This window comes from Nocardioides sp. Z22_16, assembly GCF_058134365.1.
The window spans coordinates 789,946-808,472 of the sequence record NZ_JBYTTI010000002.1 but is presented as its reverse complement, the minus strand read 5'-3'; the positions used below and the strand labels follow the sequence as shown (position 1 = coordinate 808,472).

General features: G+C 72.3%; 15 protein-coding genes and 1 tRNA gene. 4 read left to right on the top strand and 12 right to left on the bottom strand.

What is annotated here, in order from left to right:
- Nucleotides 1–54: 54 nt before the first annotated feature.
- The 10 genes from rpmE to argS form a co-directional block, all read right to left on the bottom strand.
- Nucleotides 55–270 (bottom strand): 50S ribosomal protein L31, encoded by a 216-nt coding sequence (rpmE, locus tag AC3X7R_RS08115; protein WP_489965078.1) that lies wholly within the window; start codon nt 268–270, stop codon nt 55–57.
- 99 nt (nt 271–369) lie between these two features.
- A complete protein-coding gene (locus tag AC3X7R_RS08110; RefSeq protein WP_489965077.1) occupies nt 370–1,896 on the bottom strand; it encodes a glycosyltransferase family 2 protein in 1,527 nt (508 codons plus the stop codon).
- Entirely contained in the window at nt 1,889–2,953 is a 1,065-nt protein-coding gene (locus AC3X7R_RS08105) for a HEAT repeat domain-containing protein (RefSeq protein WP_489965076.1), read from the bottom strand. Before AC3X7R_RS08105 ends, AC3X7R_RS08110 begins: the two co-directional genes overlap by 8 nt.
- Nucleotides 2,954–2,963: 10 nt before the next feature.
- Complete coding sequence (locus tag AC3X7R_RS08100; RefSeq protein WP_101524927.1) at nt 2,964–3,335, bottom strand: response regulator transcription factor; 372 nt, start codon at nt 3,333–3,335, stop codon at nt 2,964–2,966.
- 128 nt (nt 3,336–3,463) lie between these two features.
- Nucleotides 3,464–5,476: a transcription termination factor Rho gene (gene rho, locus AC3X7R_RS08095; protein WP_489965075.1), complete on the bottom strand. Its 2,013-nt coding sequence runs from the start codon at nt 5,474–5,476 to the stop codon at nt 3,464–3,466.
- 182 nt (nt 5,477–5,658) lie between these two features.
- Nucleotides 5,659–6,564 carry a homoserine kinase gene (thrB, locus tag AC3X7R_RS08090; protein WP_489965074.1) on the bottom strand — a complete coding sequence of 302 codons (906 nt, stop codon included), beginning with the start codon at nt 6,562–6,564 and terminating at the stop codon, nt 5,659–5,661.
- A gap of 2 nt (nt 6,565–6,566) precedes the next feature.
- Nucleotides 6,567–7,634 carry a threonine synthase gene (gene thrC, locus AC3X7R_RS08085; protein WP_489965073.1) on the bottom strand — a complete coding sequence of 356 codons (1,068 nt, stop codon included), beginning with the start codon at nt 7,632–7,634 and terminating at the stop codon, nt 6,567–6,569.
- Nucleotides 7,631–8,923 (bottom strand): homoserine dehydrogenase, encoded by a 1,293-nt coding sequence (locus AC3X7R_RS08080; RefSeq protein WP_489965072.1) that lies wholly within the window; start codon nt 8,921–8,923, stop codon nt 7,631–7,633. Before AC3X7R_RS08080 ends, thrC begins: the two co-directional genes overlap by 4 nt.
- Nucleotides 8,920–10,326, bottom strand: coding sequence for a diaminopimelate decarboxylase (lysA, locus tag AC3X7R_RS08075; protein WP_489965070.1), 1,407 nt, complete (start codon nt 10,324–10,326; stop codon nt 8,920–8,922). Before lysA ends, AC3X7R_RS08080 begins: the two co-directional genes overlap by 4 nt.
- Nucleotides 10,323–12,002 carry an arginine--tRNA ligase gene (argS, locus tag AC3X7R_RS08070; protein WP_489965069.1) on the bottom strand — a complete coding sequence of 560 codons (1,680 nt, stop codon included), beginning with the start codon at nt 12,000–12,002 and terminating at the stop codon, nt 10,323–10,325. Before argS ends, lysA begins: the two co-directional genes overlap by 4 nt.
- 83 nt (nt 12,003–12,085) lie before the next feature.
- On the opposite strand from argS, the gene AC3X7R_RS08065 reads away from it, so the two are divergent.
- Nucleotides 12,086–12,158: transfer RNA gene (locus AC3X7R_RS08065), tRNA-Arg, on the top strand.
- 60 nt (nt 12,159–12,218) lie between these two features.
- Here the strand turns inward: AC3X7R_RS08065 and AC3X7R_RS08060 are convergent.
- Nucleotides 12,219–13,163: an LCP family protein gene (locus AC3X7R_RS08060; RefSeq protein WP_489965068.1), complete on the bottom strand. Its 945-nt coding sequence runs from the start codon at nt 13,161–13,163 to the stop codon at nt 12,219–12,221.
- A complete protein-coding gene (locus AC3X7R_RS08055) occupies nt 13,160–13,765 on the bottom strand; it encodes a hypothetical protein (RefSeq protein WP_489965067.1) in 606 nt (201 codons plus the stop codon). The genes AC3X7R_RS08060 and AC3X7R_RS08055 overlap by 4 nt, the downstream gene beginning before the upstream one ends.
- 149 nt (nt 13,766–13,914) lie before the next feature.
- On the opposite strand from AC3X7R_RS08055, the gene AC3X7R_RS08050 reads away from it, so the two are divergent.
- Genes AC3X7R_RS08050 through AC3X7R_RS08040 form a run of 3 tightly spaced genes read left to right on the top strand, consistent with a single transcriptional unit; the run spans nt 13,915 to nt 18,510 of the window.
- Nucleotides 13,915–17,730 (top strand): multifunctional oxoglutarate decarboxylase/oxoglutarate dehydrogenase thiamine pyrophosphate-binding subunit/dihydrolipoyllysine-residue succinyltransferase subunit, encoded by a 3,816-nt coding sequence (locus AC3X7R_RS08050; protein WP_489965066.1) that lies wholly within the window; start codon nt 13,915–13,917, stop codon nt 17,728–17,730.
- Nucleotides 17,731–17,734: 4 nt separating this feature from the next.
- Complete coding sequence (locus tag AC3X7R_RS08045) at nt 17,735–17,911, top strand: DUF6104 family protein (RefSeq protein ID WP_489965065.1); 177 nt, start codon at nt 17,735–17,737, stop codon at nt 17,909–17,911.
- A 17-nt stretch (nt 17,912–17,928) separates the two neighbouring features.
- Entirely contained in the window at nt 17,929–18,510 is a 582-nt protein-coding gene (locus AC3X7R_RS08040; protein ID WP_489965064.1) for an acetoacetate decarboxylase family protein, read from the top strand.
- The last annotated feature ends 17 nt before the right edge of the window (nt 18,511–18,527 follow it).

Here is an 18,527-nt window from a genome sequence, read left to right as displayed (position 1 = left end):
AAATCGCGAACGCCGGTCACCACACACTGGTGGGGACCGGCGTCCGTGGAGCAGCTACTTCTTGGCAGCCTTGGCGTAGCGGGCCTCGAAGCGGGCGACGCGGCCGCCGGTGTCGAGGATCTTCTGCTTGCCGGTGTAGAACGGGTGGCACTGCGAGCAGACGTCGGCGCGGATCTTGCCCGACGTGGCAGTGCTGCGGGTGGTGAACGTCGCGCCGCAGGTGCAGGTGACCTCGGTCTCGACGTACTCCGGGTGGATGTCCTTCTGCATGTCATGTCCTCTCGAGGTCGCCGGGTCGTGCTGCCGGGTGCACGCACGTGAACCGGAACCGACGCACAAGTGTGCCACCTGCGACAACGCGGGCGTGAATCAGGGCATTCCCGTGCTCTCCGGGCCGACCTGGCGAGGCGGTGCGGCGGCCCGACGCCGGTCGTCGAGGTCGCCGAAGCCCGTCCGCTCCATCCGGCCCCACTCCTGGCGGGTGCCGCGGACCGCCTCGACCAGGCCGCCCAGCCGCCAGAACGCGTTGAGCTGCCGGTACCCGAAGTTCTCCTCGACCGCCGCCCACACCGCCCGCGCGAGGTCGGGCAGTCCCCGGTAGCGACGGAAGCTCAGCTCCTCGGCCAGCAGCGCGAAGAGGGTCACCAGGACGGCGAAGAGGACGGAGGCGGTCAGCAGCAGCACCACCACCGGCAGGTCGACCACGTCCCAGCCGGGGGCCCACCACGCCTCCGCCACCAGGGATCCGAGGAGCAGGCCCATGAGGAGCAGCCCGAGGACCTCGACCACGGGCGCGAGCAGCTCGAAGACCAGGAACCACGGCATGGCGAGCATGCCCACCACCCCGAAACGGGGCCGGCCCAGCATCGCCTTGTGCCGCCAGAAGATCTCGGCCAGCCCCCGGTGCCAGCGGCGGCGCTGCTTGCGCAGCATCGCGCACGAAGTGGGCACCTCGGTCCAGGCCACCGGCTCGGGCACGAAGACGACGCCGGCGCGACGATCGGTCTCACCGAGGTGACGGTGGAGTCGCACCACGAGCTCGGCGTCCTCCCCGATGGTCTCGGTCGAGAGCCCACCCACCTCGAGGAGCACGTCCTTGCGGAAGACCCCGAAGGCGCCCGAGATGACCAGCAGGCCACCCGCCCGGCTCCACCCCGAGCGCCCCACCAGGAAGGCCCGCAGGTACTCCACGACCTGGATGCGGGAGATCCACCGCCGCGGCATCTTGATGTCCACCACGCGGCCGCGGTCCACGCGTGAGCCGTTCGCGACCCGGACCACTCCCCCGGCCGCCACCACGTTGCCGGGGTCGTCGGCGAAGGGTCGCGCCACGTTGAGCAGGGCGTCCGGGTCGAGCAGCGAGTCCGCGTCGACCATGCAGACCAGCTCCTTGCGCGAGTAGTTGATCCCCACGTTCAAGGCGTCGGCCTTCCCGCCGTTGGCCTTGACGACCAGGGCAAGGTTGCGGCGTCCCTGACGAGTGACCCAGGTCGAGAGCACCTCTCCCCGGGTCTCGAGGCCACCGGACGGCACCAGCGGCACCTCCTGCATGTCGAAGGCCCGGATCAGCCGCTCGGAGGTGTCGTCGCCGGAGCCGTCGTCGATCACCACGACCTCGAAGTCGGGGTAGCGCAGCGAGGTCATGGCCATCACCGAGGTGACGATCGTCTGGGCCTCGTCGTGGGCCGGCATGAGCACCGAGACCCCCCGCGCGTGGGGATCGAGGAACCACTCGTCGTACCCGGCGTAGGCGAGCCTGCGCCGGTGCGCCCCGAGGTCGACCAGGGCCAGGAGCGTGAGGACGACGAAGCTGGCGTTGATCAGGACCGAGTAGACAGCGAAGACCAGGGTGCTCCAGAAGAAGGCGGACTGGACCAGCGGGACGAGGTCAGCCACTGGCCACCAGCCGGCTCAGGGCGAGGGTCTCGCGGACCACGGGGTGGGCCGCGCTCGCCTCGAGCGCGCGCCGTCCGGCCTCGCCACAGCGCTCCAGCGCCTGGGCCGCCGCCCGGGCGACCTCGACCTCCCGGTCCCGCAGCCCGGCGGCGAGGAAGGCCACGCTGCCGGGGCCCCCGATCATGCCCAGTGCCACCGCTGCGGTGCGGCGGACCTCCCTCGACTCGTGGTCGAGCAGCCCGGCGAGCGAGATCACGGAGCTGGGTGCCCCCAGGTCGCCCAGGGCGTTGACGCAGGCGACCACCAGGTCCTGGGACGCCGAGGAGAGCGCGGCCTCCAGGGTGGGCACCGCGGTGTGCCCGCCGACCAGCCCGAGCGCCTCCGCGGCCAGGAACTGCCGACGCTGGCCGAGCGCCGAGTCGGCCTCGGGCCCCGAGACGAGGGCGACCTGGAGGACCGGGACGGCGGAGGCGCCGATCCGGTCGAGGGTGGCCAGGAAGTCGTGCCGCAGACGAACCTCACCGGCGGCCGCCTCCAGGAGCGCCTCGACCACCTCGTCGCCCTGGTAGGAGGCCAGCGCCAGCATCGCGCTGCGGCGTCCCGCGAACTCGGTGTCCTGCAGCCCGCGCAACAGCCTGGGGAGGCTGGAGGGATCGGCCAGGATGCCCAGCTGGTAGAGGCCGCGGCACCGGCGCACCACGGAGGCGCTGGCCGCCAGCCGTTGCGCCTCGTGCAGGGAGCCCCAGTCGCGCATCAGCTGGCGCAGCCTCGTGCGCGAATCGCCGCGCAGCTTGGGCACCAGGCCGAAGGCGTCGTCGAAGACCGCCCTCCGCTGCCTGCGCCCGGTGCGCAGCAGGGCGAGCGTGGCGGCCTCGATCTCGTCCGGCTCACCGAGGGTCAGCACCAGGATCTGGTTCCACACCGGCGCCCGGGTACGGCGACGCCGCTCGTCGCTGCGATCGCGCACGACACGGGCCACGACGAGCACCAGCACCACCAGGACGCAGAGGACCCCGCAGATCGCGGCTCCCCACCACGCGAGCCGCTCGGTGGTCATGCCACGTCGGTCATCGCGCCCTGGTGAGGAGCGCCTGCACCCGGGACGCGAGCTCGCGGGGGCTGAACGGCTTGGTGATGTAGTCGTCGGCACCCGAGTCGAAGCCGGTCTCCACGTCCGACTCCTGGGCCCGGGCCGTCAGCAGGATCACCGGCAGGTCGGCCAGGGCCGGGTCGTTGCGGATCACCCGCACCGCGTCGAGCCCGGACATGCCGGGCATCATGACGTCCAGGACGGCGAGGTCCGGGCGCTGCCGCTGCACCTCGTCGACCGCCGAGGCGCCATCGGCCACGGCGACCACGTCGTGGCCCAGGGTGGAGAGCTTGAACTCCACCAGCTCTCGGATGTCGACGTCGTCGTCCGCGACAAGGATGCGTGCCATGGCTTCGTGTTCCTCCTGCTGGATGTGGCCCTCAGCGTAGGTGCTCAGGGCGTCAGGCGGGCCGAAACGGCGACCTGTGACGTACGACGCGGCACGATCCTCCCCGAGGAGGAACCGACCGGGAGGCCTCAGCCCCCCGAGGACAGACCCAGCTCGGGACCGGACTTCTGCACCCAGGTCAGCAGCTCGATGTTGCTCTGCGACTTCGCCAGCCGCTCGCGCAGCAGCTGCGCCGCCTGCTGGTCGTCCATCCCGGCCAGCGCCCGACGCAGCTTCCGGACGATGGCCAGCTCCTCGGCCCCCATCAGCTGCTCCTCGTGCCGGGTGCCGGACCGGACGGCGTCGATCGCCGGGAAGGACTGCTGCCCGGCGAGCTCCCTGCGCAGCCGCAGCGTCATGTTGCCGGCGCCCTGGAACTCCTCGAAGATCACCTCGTCGGTCCGTGAGCCGTTCTCCACCACGGCGGTGGCCAGGATGGTCAGCGAGCCCCCGTCCTCGACGTTGCGGGCCGCTCCGAAGAACCTCTTCGGCAGGTGGAGCGCGGCGGCGTCCACGCCACCGGAGAGGGTCCGGCCGTTCGCGGGGGCGGTCGCGTTGTAGGCGCGGCCGAGCCGGGTGAGGGAGTCGAGGAGCACCACGACGTCGTGGCCCAGCTCCACGAGACGCTTGGCGCGCTCGATCGACAGCTCGGCCAGGATGGTGTGGTCGGTGGCGGGCCGGTCGAAGGTCGAGGCGATCACCTCACCCTTGACCCGGCGCTGGAAGTCCGTCACCTCCTCCGGCCGCTCGTCCACCAGGACGACCATCAGGTGGCACTCCGGGTTGTTGGCGCTGATCGAGTCGGCGACCGCCTGGAGCACCGTGGTCCGGCCCGCCTCCGGCGGGGCCACGACGAGACTGCGCTGGCCCTTCCCGATCGGCGCCACGAGGTCGATCATCCTGCCGACCAGGTTGTCGGGGCCGGTCTCCAGCCGCAGCCGGTCCGCGGGGTGCACCGGCGTCAGCGTGTCGAACTCCGGACGGTCCCGGGAGGCCTCCGGATCCGTTCCGTTGACCGTGTCGACGCGGACCATCGGGTTGAACTTCTCCCGCCGCTCGCCCTCCCGGGGCTGACGCACCTGACCGACGATCGCGTCGCCGCGGCGCAGGCCGTACTTGCGCACCATGGAGAGCGACAGGTAGACGTCGTCGGTGCCCGGCAGGTACCCGCTGGTGCGCACGAACGCGTAGTTCTCCAGGACGTCGAGGATGCCCGCGGCGGGGACCAGGACGTCGTCCTCCAGGATCGTGGTGTCCGGCTCGTTGCGGTTGCCCCGCGCCACGGGCTGCCGCTCCCGGCCGCGGCGCCGACGGTTGCGGCGGCTCCCGCTCTCGTCGTCCCCGAGCTCGCGCTCGTCGCGCAGGTCCTGCTCGTCGTGCTCGGTGCGGGGGCGCCGCTCCTGCTTGGGCTGCTGGCCGCCCTGGCGGTCGCGGCCCTCCTGCTTCTCGCCCCCGGACTTCCGGCTCTCCTGCTTGTGGCCGTCCTGCTTCTGGCCGTCCTGCTTCTGGCCGTCCTGCTTCTGGCCGTCCTGCTTGTGGCCGTCCTGCTTGTGGCCGTCCTGCTTGCCACGGCCCTGCTGGGTCCCGCGTGCGGCGTTCTCGTCCGGACGCTCCTGGGCGGGACGCTCCTGGCTCTCACCCTGCTGACGGCTGCGGGTGCGCTCGCGGCGGGTGACCGTGACGGTGTGCTCGGCGGGCTGGCGCTCCGGGATGCTGCTCGTCTCGGCAGACTCCGCGCGCCCGGCCGGGCTGCCGGGCTCGGCCTTGCCGGCGCGGCCGGCCCGCGGCTCGCGCTGGGTCCCCCGCTCCTGCTCGGCCTGCTCGGCCCGGGCGGGCTCCTCGCGGCTGGGCTGCGCGTGCCTGGGCTCCGTCCGGGTCTGTGACGGCGTCCCCTTCGCCCCGCCACCGCCCTGATGGTCCTTGATCGCCTCGACCAGCTGTGCCTTGCGCATGGCGCCGGCACCGGCGATCCCCAGCTGCTGGGCCACCGCCTTGAGCTCCGCGAGCAGCATGCCGTTGAGCCCGCCGGCGCGCTTGCGGGACGCCTGAGCAGGCTCCGTCGCCTGGCTGGTCGAGGTGGTCGAGTCCGTGGTTTCGCTCACGTGAGGTCCTGCCGTCTCAGTGCCGCGCGGCCAGTGCCGCCGGCTTTCTCGTGGGTTCCTCACCCGTGCGAGACGTGGACCACAGGTCACGGCGAGCCTGGACGAGGAGAACTGCACCGGGGCGATCAACCACCACGATCGGTGCGTACGCCGAATGGCGCAGGCTCACGGTAGCACCGGGATCAGTCCCGCAGCACGAGGGCGCCTGCGGCGGAGATCTCCAGGTGGTGCGCCCGCCAGCCGTCAGGTCCCCTCCCGAGCAGCTCGGGGACCGACGCGTGGTCGGTCAGGGCCAGGACGGTCGGGCCGGCACCCGAGACGACCGCCGGCACCCCGGCCGCGCGCAGGCTGCGCACCAGCGCCAGCGACCCGGGCATCGCGGGCTCGCGGTGGTCCTGGTGCAGCCGGTCCTCGGTCGCGACGAGCAGGCTCTCCGGCCGACCCGCCAGCGCGGCGACCAGCAGCGCGGCCCGGCCGGCGTTCTCGGCCGCGTCGGCATGGCTCACCTGGGCGGGGAGCAGCCCACGCGCCTCCTCCGTGGAGACGGGATGGGGCGGGACGAAGGCGACGGTGGTCAGCCGTGGGTCCACGGGGGCCCGGACGGTGAACCACTCGTCCCGGTCCCGGCCCGAGATGGTGAACCCACCGTGCAGTGCCGGAGCCACGTTGTCGGGATGACCCTCCATCCGCGCCGCGATGGCGAAGAGGGCGTCGTCGTCGAGGAGGAGGGCGCCGCCGGCCACCAGCGCCCGCGCCAGCACCAGCCCGCCGACGATGGCGGCGGAGGAGGAGCCCAGGCCGCGGGCGTGCGGGATGACGTTGCGACAGCACAGCGCCAGGCCCGGCGGGGCGGCGTCCATCGCCGCGAACCCCGCGCGCATGGCGCGGACGACGAGGTGGCGCTCGTCGCGGGGAACGCCGTCGCTCCCCTCCCCCTCGACCTCGACCCGGAGCCCGTCGGCGGTCACCTGCGCGGTGAGCTCGTCGCGCAGGGCCAACGCCAGCCCGAGGGTGTCGAACCCGGGACCCAGGTTGGCCGAGGTCGCGGGCACGGTGACCCGGACGGGCCCTTCGACGAAGGTCGCCACGCTCAGGCCAGTCCGGCCGCCGTGGCGGCCGCCAGCACGTCGGCGTCGACCACCGTGTCGACGACCGGACCCAGGCCCTCGAGGGCGGTGTCGGTGTCCTTGAGACCGTGACCGGTCACCGTCACCACGACCGTCTGGCCGGCGTAGGACTCGCCCTGCTCGAGCTCCTGGAGCATCCCCGCCACGCCGACCGCCGAGGCCGGCTCGACGAAGACGCCGTCCCGGCGCGCGAGCTCGCGCTGCGCGCTCAGGATCTGGTCGTCGCTCAGGGAGGCGAAGCGACCGCCCGACTCCTCGGCGGCGGCCACCGCCAGCTTCCAGGACGCGGGGTTCCCGATCCGGATGGCGGTCGCCCGGGTCTCGGGGTGGGGGAACGGCTCACCGGTCACCAGCGGCGCGGCGCCCTCGGCCTGGAAGGCCCGCATGATGGGCTTCCTGCCGCTGCGGCCGAGCTCGGCGTACTGCCGGTAGCCCAGCCAGTAGGCCGAGATGTTGCCGGCGTTGCCCACCGGCAGGAGGTGCACGTCGGGGGCGTCGCCGAGCCGGTCGACGACCTCGAAGGCGGCGGTCTTCTGACCCTCCAGCCGCACCGGGTTGACCGAGTTCACCAGGGCGACGGGGTACTGCTCGGCAAGCCCGCGCGAGAGCCGCAGGCAGTCGTCGAAGTTGCCGCGCACCATGATCACCTGGGCACCGTGCATGATCGCCTGGGCCATCTTGCCGGCGGAGATCTTGCCCTCCGGGACCAGCACCAGGGGCTTGAGGCCCGCCTTGGCGGCGTAGGCGGCCATGGAGGCGGAGGTGTTGCCGGTGGAGGCGCAGACGACCGCCTCGGCGCCCTCGTGCCGGGCCACGGAGATGGCCGTGGTCATGCCCCGGTCCTTGAAGGAGCCCGTGGGGTTGTCGCCCTCGACCTTGAGCCACACCTGCCCGCCGGTGAGCCCGGAGAGCCACTGCGAGTCGACCAGCGCCGTGCCGCCCTCACCGAGCGTGACGGCGGGGGTCCCCTCCGGGATGTCGAGCAGCTCGCGGTACTCCTCGATCACGCCTCGCCACTGATGGGCACTCACTCCGCTTCCCCTTCCACCCGCATCACCGAGGTGACCTCGCGGACCACCGACATCTGGCTGAGCTGCTCGACGGTCGCCGCCAGCTGGGCGTCCGTGGCCTGGTGGGAGACGACGACGAGCTGGGCGTCCGCACCGCGGCCCTCCTGCCGGACCGTCTGGATCGACACGTCGTGCTCGGCGAAGGCGTGCGCGACGTCCGCGAGCACGCCGGCCCGGTCCTGCACGTCGATCGCCACGTGGTACCGGGTGCGGGTCTCCCCCATCGGCCGCACCACCCGCTCGGCGTAGGCGGACTCACCGGCGCCGCTGGTGCCGGAGAGCCGGTGACGACCGACCGTCACGAGGTCGCCCAGGACCGCGGAGGCGGTCGGCGCACCGCCGGCCCCGGGGCCGTAGAACATCAGCTGACCCGCCGCCTCGCACTCCACGAAGACCGCGTTGTAGGCCTCGCGGACGCTGGCCAGCGGGTGGGTGCGCGGGATCATGGCGGGGTGCACCCGCACCGCGACCTCGTCGTCGACGAGCTCGGCGATCGCCAGCAGCTTGACCACCGCGCCCATGTCACGGGCGGAGGCGACGTCGGCCGCGGTCACCTCGGAGATCCCCTCCCGGTGCACGTCGGCCGCGGTGACCCGGGTGTGGAAGGCGAGGCTCGCCAGGATGGCCGCCTTCGCCGCCGCGTCGAACCCCTCGACGTCGGCGGTGGGGTCGGCCTCGGCGTAGCCGAGCTCCTGGGCCTCCTCCAGCGCCTCGGCGAAGCCGGCGCCCGAGGTGTCCATCTTGTCCAGGATGAAGTTGGTGGTGCCGTTGACGATGCCCAGGACCCTGGTCACCCGGTCGCCGGCCAACGACTCGCGCAGCGGACGGACGATCGGGATCGCGGCCGCCACGGCCGCCTCGTAGTAGAGGTCGCGTCCGGCCTTGTCCGCCGCCTCGAAGAGTCTCGGGCCGTCCTCGGCCAGCAGCGCCTTGTTGGCGGTCACCACCGAGGCCCCGTGCTCGAGGGCGGTCAGGATCAGCGACCTCGCGGGCTCGATCCCGCCGATCACCTCCACCACGACGTCGACGTCCCCGCGGCTGACCAGCCCTTCGGCGTCGGTGGTGAGCAGCCCCTCGGGCACCTCCACCTCGCGGGGGGCGTCGAGACGCCGCACCGCGATCCCGACCAGCTCGATCCGGGCACCGACCCGCGCCTCGAGGTCGTCCGCCTGCTCGGTCAGCAGACGGGCCACCTGGGACCCCACCGAGCCGTAGCCCAGCAGTGCCACCTTCAGCCGCTTGTCACTCATGCGTCACCCACGTCGGTTGCCAACAGGTCGTCCTCAGTCTCACGTCGAACGACGACGCGCGAGGCGCCGTCTCGGACCGCGACCACCGGCGGTCGCAGGGCATGGTTGTAGTTGGAGGCCAACGAGCGGCAGTAGGCGCCGGTCGCCGGCACCGCCAGCAGGTCTCCCGGGACGACGTCGGCGGGGAGGAACTCGTCCTTGACGACGATGTCGCCGGCCTCGCAGTGCTTGCCGACCACCCGGGAGAGCCGGGCCGGTCCGGCGGACTCGCGCCCGGCCAGCGTGCAGGAGTAGTCGGCGTCGTAGAGCGCGGTGCGGATGTTGTCGCTCATCCCGCCGTCGACGCTCACGTAGGTGCGGCGGGCACCGCCGTCGAGCGCGACCTCCTTGACCGTGCCGACCGTGTAGAGGGTGCACATCGAGGGGCCGACGATCGCCCGGCCGGGCTCGATCGAGAGCCGCGGGGCGGCGATCCCCAGCGCGCGGCACTCGTGGGCCACGATCCCGCGCATCTCCTCCGCCAGCCGCGACGGCTCCGCCGGGTCGTCCTGGGTGGTGTAGGCGATCCCGAAGCCTCCACCCAGGTCCATCTCCGGCATGGTCACCCCGAGCTGTGCCGCCACCTGGGCGTGCAGCGCCAGGACGCGGCGGGCGGCGACCTCGAAGCCGGAGGAGTCGAAGATCTGGCTGCCGATGTGGGAGTGCAGTCCCAGCAGGTCCAGCCCCGGCGCGTCGTGCACCCGCCGGACCGCCTCGAGCGCGTCGCCGGAGGTGATCGAGAAGCCGAACTTCTGGTCCTCGTGCGCGGTGGCGATGTACTCGTGGGTGTGCGCCTCCACGCCGGCCGTCACCCGCACCATCACGGGCACCCGGCCGTGGGGCGGCTCCCCGGTCAGGGCGAGGAGCCGGTCGATCTCGTCGAAGGAGTCGATGATGACGCGACCCACCCCGAGCTCGATCGCGCGGGCGAGCTCCGAGGACGACTTGTTGTTGCCGTGGTAGCCGACGCGGGCCATGTCGAAGCCGGCGCGCTGGGCGACCAGCAGCTCGCCGGCGCTGCAGACGTCGAGGTGGAGCCCCTCCTCCGCGACCCAGCGGGCCACCGCGGTGCTGAGGAACGCCTTGCCGGCGTAGAAGACGTCGAAGTCGTCGAACGCGTCGCGGAAGGCGCGGGCCCGCGCCCGGAAGTCGGCCTCGTCGAGGACGTAGGCCGGGGTGCCGTGCTCCGCGGCGAGCTCGTCCATCGGCACGCCGCCGATCTCGAGCACGCCGTCGACCTTGCGTGCGGTGCTCGACCACAGGTGCGGCACGAGCGCGTTGGGGTCCTCGGGCTGGCCCAGCCAGGACGGCCCGCGCAGGGCGCCGGACGCGTGCGCCCACCCCGCCTCGTGGGTGGTGCTCACATCCGCTCCGGGGCGGAGACCCCGAGCAGGCCCAGACCGTTGGAGAGCACGGTGCGCGTGGCCGCGACCAGGACGAGCCGGGCCTGGTTGAGCTCGGTCACCGGCTCGTCGCCCTGGGGCAGCATCCGGCACTCGCGGGAGTCGTACCACTTGTTGAAGACCGAGGTGGTGTCCTCGAGGTAGCGGGCGACGCGGTGCGGCTCACGCAGCTCCGCGGCGCTGGCGACGACGCGGGGGAACTCGGCCAGGGCCCGCAGCAGCCGGCCCTCGAGCTCGTGGGAGAGGAGGGCGGGGTCGAAGCCCTCGGACGGGTCCTCCGGCAGCCGCATGCCGAGGTCTCCGGCGTTCTCCATCATCCGGCACGTCCGGGCGTGCCCGTACTGGACGTAGTAGACGGGGTTGTCGTTGGAGGCCCTGGTGATCTCGGCGACGTCCAGGGTGAGCGGGCTGTCGGCGGGGTAGCGCGCCAGCGAGTAGCGCAGCGCGTCCACCCCGATCTCGTCGACGAGCTCGGTCAGCGTCACGATGGTGCCGGCGCGCTTGGAGAGCCTGAGCTCCTCGCCGTTGCGCAGGATCTTGACCAGCTGGCCGATCATCACGTCGAGGGTCTCGTCGGGGTCGTCCCCGACGCAGGCGGCCATGGCCTTGAGCCGGTTGACGTAGCCGTGGTGGTCGGCGCCGAGCAGGTAGAGGCAGCGGTCGAACCCGCGCGCCCGCTTGTTGAGGTAGTACGCGGTGTCCGAGGCGAAGTAGGTGAGCTCGCCGTCGGACTTGATCAGCACCCGGTCCTTGTCGTCCCCGAAGTCGGTGGTGCGCATCCACAGCGCGCCCCCCTCCTCGAAGACGTGGCCCAGCCGCTTCAGGCGGGCCAGCGTCTCGGGGACCTCGCCACCGTCGTGGAGGGAGTTCTCGGAGAACCACACGTCGAAGTGGGTGTTGATCTGGTCGAGCTGCTCCTGCTGCTCCTTGAGCTGCAGCTCGTAGCCCTTGGCACGCACGGCGTCGAGCCGCTCGGGTGCGGGCAGCTCGAAGATCCCGGGGCTGGCCTCCTCCACCCGGCGGGCGAGGTCCTGGATGTAGCCGCCGGCGTAGCCGTCCTGAGGGGTCGGCTCACCGAGCGCCGCGGCGATGATGGAGGCGGCGAAGTGGTTCATCTGGACGCCGCGGTCGTTGATGTAGAACTCACGCGTCACCTCCGCACCCGCCGCGGAGAGCACACGTCCGATCGCGTCGCCGAGCACCGCCCAGCGGGTGTGGCCGAGGTGGAGCGGACCCGTGGGGTTGGCGGAGATGAACTCCACGTTGATCTTGCGCCCGTCCAGGGTGCGGCTGTGGCCGTAGCTGGCGCCGGCCGCCACGACCTCGGCGGCGACCTGCCCCTGGGCGCCGGCCTCGACGGTGATGTTGAGGAAGCCGGGACCCGCCACCGCCACGCCCGCCACGCCGTCGGCGGAGCGCAGCCGCTCGGCGAGCAGCTCCCCGAAGGACCGCGGGTCGGTGCCCGCCTTGCGGGCCAGCTGCAGCGCCACGTTGGTGGCGTAGTCGCCGTGCCCCTTCTGCCGGGGTCGCTCGACCGTGACCGACGCCGGGAGGCCGTCCGGGAGCGTCACCGCACCGTCGGCCACCAGGGACTCGAGGGCGGTGAGGATGGTCGTGGAGAGCTGGTCCGGGGTCACCCGACAAGCGTATCCGCGGGTCCCGGTTTCCGCTGCGGCAGGTTGGGCAGGTAGTCTCCCCACTCGCGTCGTCGCGACGCACTGCCTCCGTAGCTCAGGGGATAGAGCACTGGTTTCCGGTACCAGGTGCCGCAGGTTCGAATCCTGCCGGAGGCACGCACGACACGAGGGCCCCGACCGCACGCGGTCGGGGCCCTCGTCGTCTCCGCCGTCCGCTCAGCAGCGCCGGATCGTCGCGTCACGGCGTGCGTCGGCGCCCCAGCGCCGTGCCGTCGCCACGTCCGGGAAGACCACGCTGGCCGAGCCGGCGAAGCCGACCCGGCCCGGCACCACGCAGGTGGTGATCGACCGGGACCGGACCTGCGCGACCGCCTGGGCGATCCGGAAGAGCTCGGCCGGGGAGGCGTCGGTGTCGGTGTGCTGCAGCACCGTCATCACGCCGCGCTCCAGGAAGCCCGGGCGGTCCTTGGCCGCCACGATCCTGGCGTGGATGCCCCGCAGGGTGCGCTGCTGGTTGGCGGAGCGTCCGAAGTCGCCGTCGGGCAGCCCCTTGCGGATGCGGCTGAAGGCCATCGCGTCGTACCCGCCGAGCCGGATCCGCCCGGGCGCGAAGCCCTCCTTCTTGAGGTTCGGATCGGCGAAGCGGCGCGGGTTCCGCACCGTGATGCCGCCGATGTCGTCGACCATGTCCTCGAAGAACGGGAAGCGGGTGACCATCACGTAGTCGGCCTCGATCCCGGTGAGGCCGCGCATCGTCGAGGCCATCAGCTGGGGGCCGCCGTAGACGAGGCCGGCGTTGATCCGGGTGCGACCGTGACCGGGGACGTCGACCCAGGCGTCTCGCGGCACCCCGATCGCGGTCGCCGCGCCCGTCCGTGCGTTGAGGCCCACCAGCTGGATCGCGTCGGCGCGACTGCGGGTCATCGACTGGCCGGGCCGGGCGTCGGAGCCCAGGGCCAGGATCCACACCACGTCGGGGCTCAGGTCGACCCCCTGGGCGCGGCGCACCTTGACCAGCGTCACCTCGGTCGGGGCCACCGCCGAGTCGGGCACGACCAGCCCCAGCACCGCCAGCACCACGCCCAGCACGACGACGCGCAGCGCCCCGGCCCACCTGCGGGCGGCGTGGCGGCGGGTGCGGCGGCCGGGCGCGCGCGTCATCGCTGCCCCCGGGTCAGGTCGTAGGCGAAGATCCGCCACCCGGTGCCGCCGCGCTGACGCACCGGGGTCAGCGAGAGCCGCCCTCGCACGGAGACCTTGCGCGAGACCTCGCCCGAGGTGTGCAGGTCGAGGGTCAGGCGAGCCGTCACCCCCGCCGGACGGCCTCCGGGCGAGAGCACGTTGTAGCGGACCGCGCGCTTGGTGACCCGCACCCCGTCGATCCGCTCCGAGAGCCCCGAGAGCGAGGTCAGCCCGCTGTCTCTGCGGGCGCGCCGGGCGGCCCCGGGGGTGAAGCCCGACCAGGCGCCGGTGATCTCGCGCGGGAAGGTGCCGCCGACGAAGGCGTCGTCCAGCCAGCCGTCCACCACCGGGGCCACCTGGCGCACCAGCCGCTTGCGGCCCGGTCCCGGCAGACGGCCGACGACCTGCCCGAGGAGGTGCTTGGTGGGAACCGCGGCGGCCTCGGGCGGCGCGGAGGCGGCGGGGGCGGTGGGCGACGGCGCACCGTCGGGCTCGTCCTCGTCACCCGAGCAGCCGGCCAGGCCGAGCAGCAGCAGCACCACGGGAACAGCGACGAGACGGTGGGTGGGGCGGGACGGCACAGCGGGTTCTCCAGCTCGGGGAAGGGTACGGCGTCCCCCACAGCCTGCCCCAAAGACCACCTTGCCACGCATTTGTAGACCGGGGGGTCTAGCCTTGACGGCGACTCATCCCATAACCGCGCGCTTACCCGGAAGAGGCGAACCAAGCCGTGCCGCAGTCCCCCACCTCTGACCAGTCCTCCAACTCCTCGGCGGACGCCGATTTCGGCGCCAACGAGTGGCTGGTCCAGGAGATGTACGAGCAGTACCAGAAGGACCCGGCCAGCGTCGGCCCCGCCTGGGCCGACTACTTCAAGGAGCACGCGACGTCCGAGGGCGGCGGCTCCGGCCGCGCGTCGGACCAGGACGGCGCGAAGTCATCGGCGCCGGCGCAGCCGGCCCCCGAGCGAGCCCCGTCGCAGGCCGCCGCGTCGCCGGGTGCGTCGTCGTCCCAGGCCGCGCCCTCCTCCCAGGGCGCGCCGGGCAAGCAGGCGAGCGCCCCCACCCCGAAGGCCAAGCCGCGCCCCGCCGCGGCGGCCGCCGAGCCGGCTGCCGGCACCGCGCAGCCCGTGGCCAAGGACGCCCGGCCCGCCGCTCCGGCGGAGGTCAAGGACGAGCCCACCCACACGGTGCTGCGCGGCGCCCCCGCGCGCACCGCGCAGAACATGGACACCTCGCTCACCGTGCCGACGGCCACCTCGGTCCGCTCGGTCCCGGTCAAGCTCCTGTGGGACAACCGCACCGTCATCAACAACCACCTGGCCCGCGCCCGCGGCGGCAAGGTCTCGTTCACCCACCTCATCGGCTACGCCCTGGTGCAGGCGGTCAAGGCGATGCCCGAGATGAACGTCGGCTTCGACGTGATCGACGGCAAGCCCAACCTGATCACCCCCGCGCACGTCAACCTCGGCCTGGCCATCGACGTCCCCAAGAAGGACGGCAGCCGGCAGCTGCTGGTGCCCTCCATCAAGGGCGCCGAGACGATGGACTTCGCCGGCTTCTGGACCGCCTACGAGGAGATCGTGCGCAAGGCGCGCGACGGCAAGCTCGGCGTCACCGACTTCCAGGGCACGACCATCTCGCTGACCAACCCCGGCGGCATCGGGACCAGCCACTCGGTGCCGAGGCTGATGAAGGGACAGGGCGCCATCATCGGCGTCGGCGCGATGGAGTACCCGGCCGAGTGGCAGGGTGCCTCGGCCGAGGCGATCGCCCGCAACGCCATCAGCAAGGTGATGACCCTCACCTCCACCTACGACCACCGGGTGATCCAGGGCGCGCAGTCGGGTGAGTTCCTCAAGCGCGTGCACGCCCTCCTGCTGGGCGAGGACGGCTTCTACGACGAGATCTTCCGCTCCCTGCGGATCCCCTACGAGCCGGTCCGGTGGGCCGCGGACATCGCGACCAACCACGACGAGGACATCAGCAAGCAGGCCAGGATCCTCGAGCTGATCCACGCCTACCGGGTCCGCGGCCACATGATGGCCGACACCGACCCGCTGGAGTACCGCCAGCGCTCGCACCCGGACCTGCAGATCGAGTCGCACGGGCTGACCCTGTGGGACCTCGACCGCGAGTTCGCCACCGGCTCCTTCGGCGGCGAGGGTCGCCGCTTCATGAAGCTGCGCGACATCCTGGGGATCCTGCGTGACTCGTACTGCCGCACGATCGGCATCGAGTACATGCACATCATGGACCCCGAGCAGCGCCGCTGGATCCAGCAGCGCGTCGAGCAGCCGCACACCAAGACGCCGCGCGAGGAGCAGCTGCGCATCCTGCTCAAGCTCAACCAGGCCGAGGCGTTCGAGACCTTCCTGCAGACCAAGTTCGTCGGGCAGAAGCGGTTCTCGCTCGAGGGCGGCGAGACCACGATCCCGCTGGTCGACGAGCTCTGCGAGGCGGCGGCCGAGGCCTCCCTCGACGAGGTCACCATCGGGATGGCCCACCGCGGCCGGCTCAACCTGCTGGCCAACATCGTGGGAAAGAGCTACTCGCAGATCTTCCGGGAGTTCGAGGGCAACATCGACCCCCGCACCGTCCAGGGCTCCGGTGACGTGAAGTACCACCTGGGCGCGGAGGGCGAGTTCGTCTCCGGGCGCGGCGACACCATCAAGGTCTCGGTCGCGGCCAACCCCTCGCACCTCGAGGCCGTCGACCCGGTGCTCGAGGGCATCGCCCGGGCCAAGCAGGACGTCCTGGACCGCGGCGCCGAGTACCCCGTCCTGCCGCTGCTGGTCCACGGGGACGCCGCCTTCGCCGGCCAGGGCGTGGTGGCGGAGACCCTCAACCTCTCCCAGCTGCGCGGCTACCGCACCGGCGGCACGGTGCACGTGGTGGTCAACAACCAGGTCGGGTTCACCACCTCGCCCGGCTCGTCGCGCTCCTCCCTCTACGCCACCGACGTGGCCCGGATGGTCCAGGCCCCGATCTTCCACGTCAACGGCGACGACCCCGAGGCCTGCATCCGGGTGGCCCGACTCGCCTTCGAGTACCGCCAGGCGTTCAACAAGGACGTCGTCATCGACCTCGTCTGCTACCGCCGGCGCGGTCACAACGAGGGTGACGACCCGTCGTACACCCAGCCGCTCATGTACGACCTGATCGAGCAGAAGCGCTCGGTGCGCAAGCTCTACACCGAGTCCCTGATCGGTCGCGGCGACATCACCCTGGAGGAGGCCGAGCAGGTCCTGCGCGACTACCAGCAGCAGCTGGAGCGGGTCTTCACCGAGGTGCGCGAGGCGACGGCCCAGCCGTCGGAGTGGACCACCGTGCCCGACTACCCCGAGAAGTCCGCGGGCACCCGCGGCACCGCGATCTCGTCCGAGGTGCTCAAGCGGATCTCCGACGCCTACATCACCCCGCCGGAGGGCTTCACCGTCCACCCGAAGGTGATGCCGCAGCTGCAGCGGCGCGCCGCCGCGATCACCAACGGTCCCATCGACTGGGGCACCGGCGAGATCCTCGCCTTCGGCTCGCTGCTGATGGAGGGCCGCCCGGTCCGCCTGGCCGGTCAGGACTCCCGCCGCGGCACCTTCGTCCAGCGGTTCGCCACCATCATCGACCGCAAGAACGCCGACGAGTGGACGCCGCTGACCAACCTCAGCGAGGACCAGGCGAAGTTCTACATCTACGACTCGCTGCTCTCCGAGTACGCCGCCCTCGGCTTCGAGTACGGCTACTCCGTGGCGCGCCCCGACGCCCTGGTGCTCTGGGAGGCGCAGTTCGGCGACTTCGTCAACGGCGCCCAGACCGTGATCGACGAGTTCATCTCCGCGGGCGAGACGAAGTGGCGCCAGCAGTCCGGGGTGGTCCTCCTCCTCCCGCACGGCTACGAGGGTCAGGGCCCGGACCACTCCTCGGCCCGCATCGAGCGCTTCCTGACGATGTGCGCCGAGGAGGCGATGGTGGTCGCCCAGCCCTCGACCCCCGCCTCGCACTTCCACCTGCTGCGCAGCCACTCGCTGGGCGAGGAGCACCGTCCCCTGGTGGTCTTCACCCCGAAGTCGATGCTCAAGCGCAAGGAGGCGGCCTCCATGCCGAGCGACTTCACCGAGGGGACCTCCTTCCGTCCCTTCATCGGCGACGACGAGGCCGACGCCTCGCAGGTGGAGACGCTGCTGCTCTGCTCGGGCCGGATCACCTGGGACCTGGTCGTGGAGCGGCGCAAGCGCGAGGACGGCCACAAGTTCGCGATCGGCCGGGTGGAGCAGCTCTACCCGCGTCCGACCGAGGAGATCAAGGCGGAGATCGCGAGGTACCCCCACCTCAAGACCGTCCGGTGGGTGCAGGACGAGCCGCGCAACATGGGCCCGTGGCCGCACTACGCGCTCAACGTGTGGGAGGAGCTCGGCATCAAGGTCGAGCCGGTCACCCGCCCGGCCTCGGCCTCGCCGTCGGTGGGCACGCTGAAGCGGCACACCGAGGAGCAGAAGAACCTGCTCGGTCAGGCCTTCGCCTCCGGTTCCGCGTACGCCTCCGACTACTGAGCCGATGTACTTCACGGACCGGGGCATCGAGGAGCTGGAGCGACGCCGGGGTGACGAGGAGGTCACCCTGGCGTGGCTCGCCGACCGGCTCCAGCAGTTCACCGACCTCCATCCCGAGTTCGAGACGGCCGTGGAGCGGTTCGCCACCTGGCTCGCCCGCGAGGACGACCCCGAGGACTGAAGGAGGGAGTCGGGCCGATGGTCTTCCCGTCACCCCCGTGGCACCTGAGAGGCCATCTGTGGGGCTCGCTCTTCCGGGCGCGCCCGCCCGGAGAGTCCCCCGGCGTCTTCGCGGTCGCCTTCGTGGAGTACCGCCCCGGCGGCACGCTGGACTACTCCGAGCTGCTGGTGGCCCGGCGTGCCGCGGAGGGCGGGCTGGCCCTGCGGGTCCGAGACCTGTGGGTCGACTCCGAGGTCTCCCGCGAGGGTGGCCGCGCCCTCTGGGGGCTGCCCAAGGAGCTGGCCACCTTCAGCCACTCCCACGGCGGACTGGGTCCGGTCGACCGCACCTTCTGGAGCGCGTCGGAGGGCCGGGCCCCGCTGGCCACGGCGGAGTTCCTCGACGCCTCGGCCCTCTCGCTGCGGGCCCCCCTGCGTGCCCGCACCCGGCAGCCCACCCTCGCGGCGGGCACCCGGACGGCGAGCATCACCGGGTCCTCACGCGGACTCCCCTGCCTGGCCCACTGGTCCTTCGACGCCCAGGGCCCGCTGGGCTGGCTGGCCGACAGGCACCCGCTCGCGTCGTTCCGGCTCCGGGACTTCGCCGTCACCTTCGAGTGAGCCGCTCCCCCGCGAGC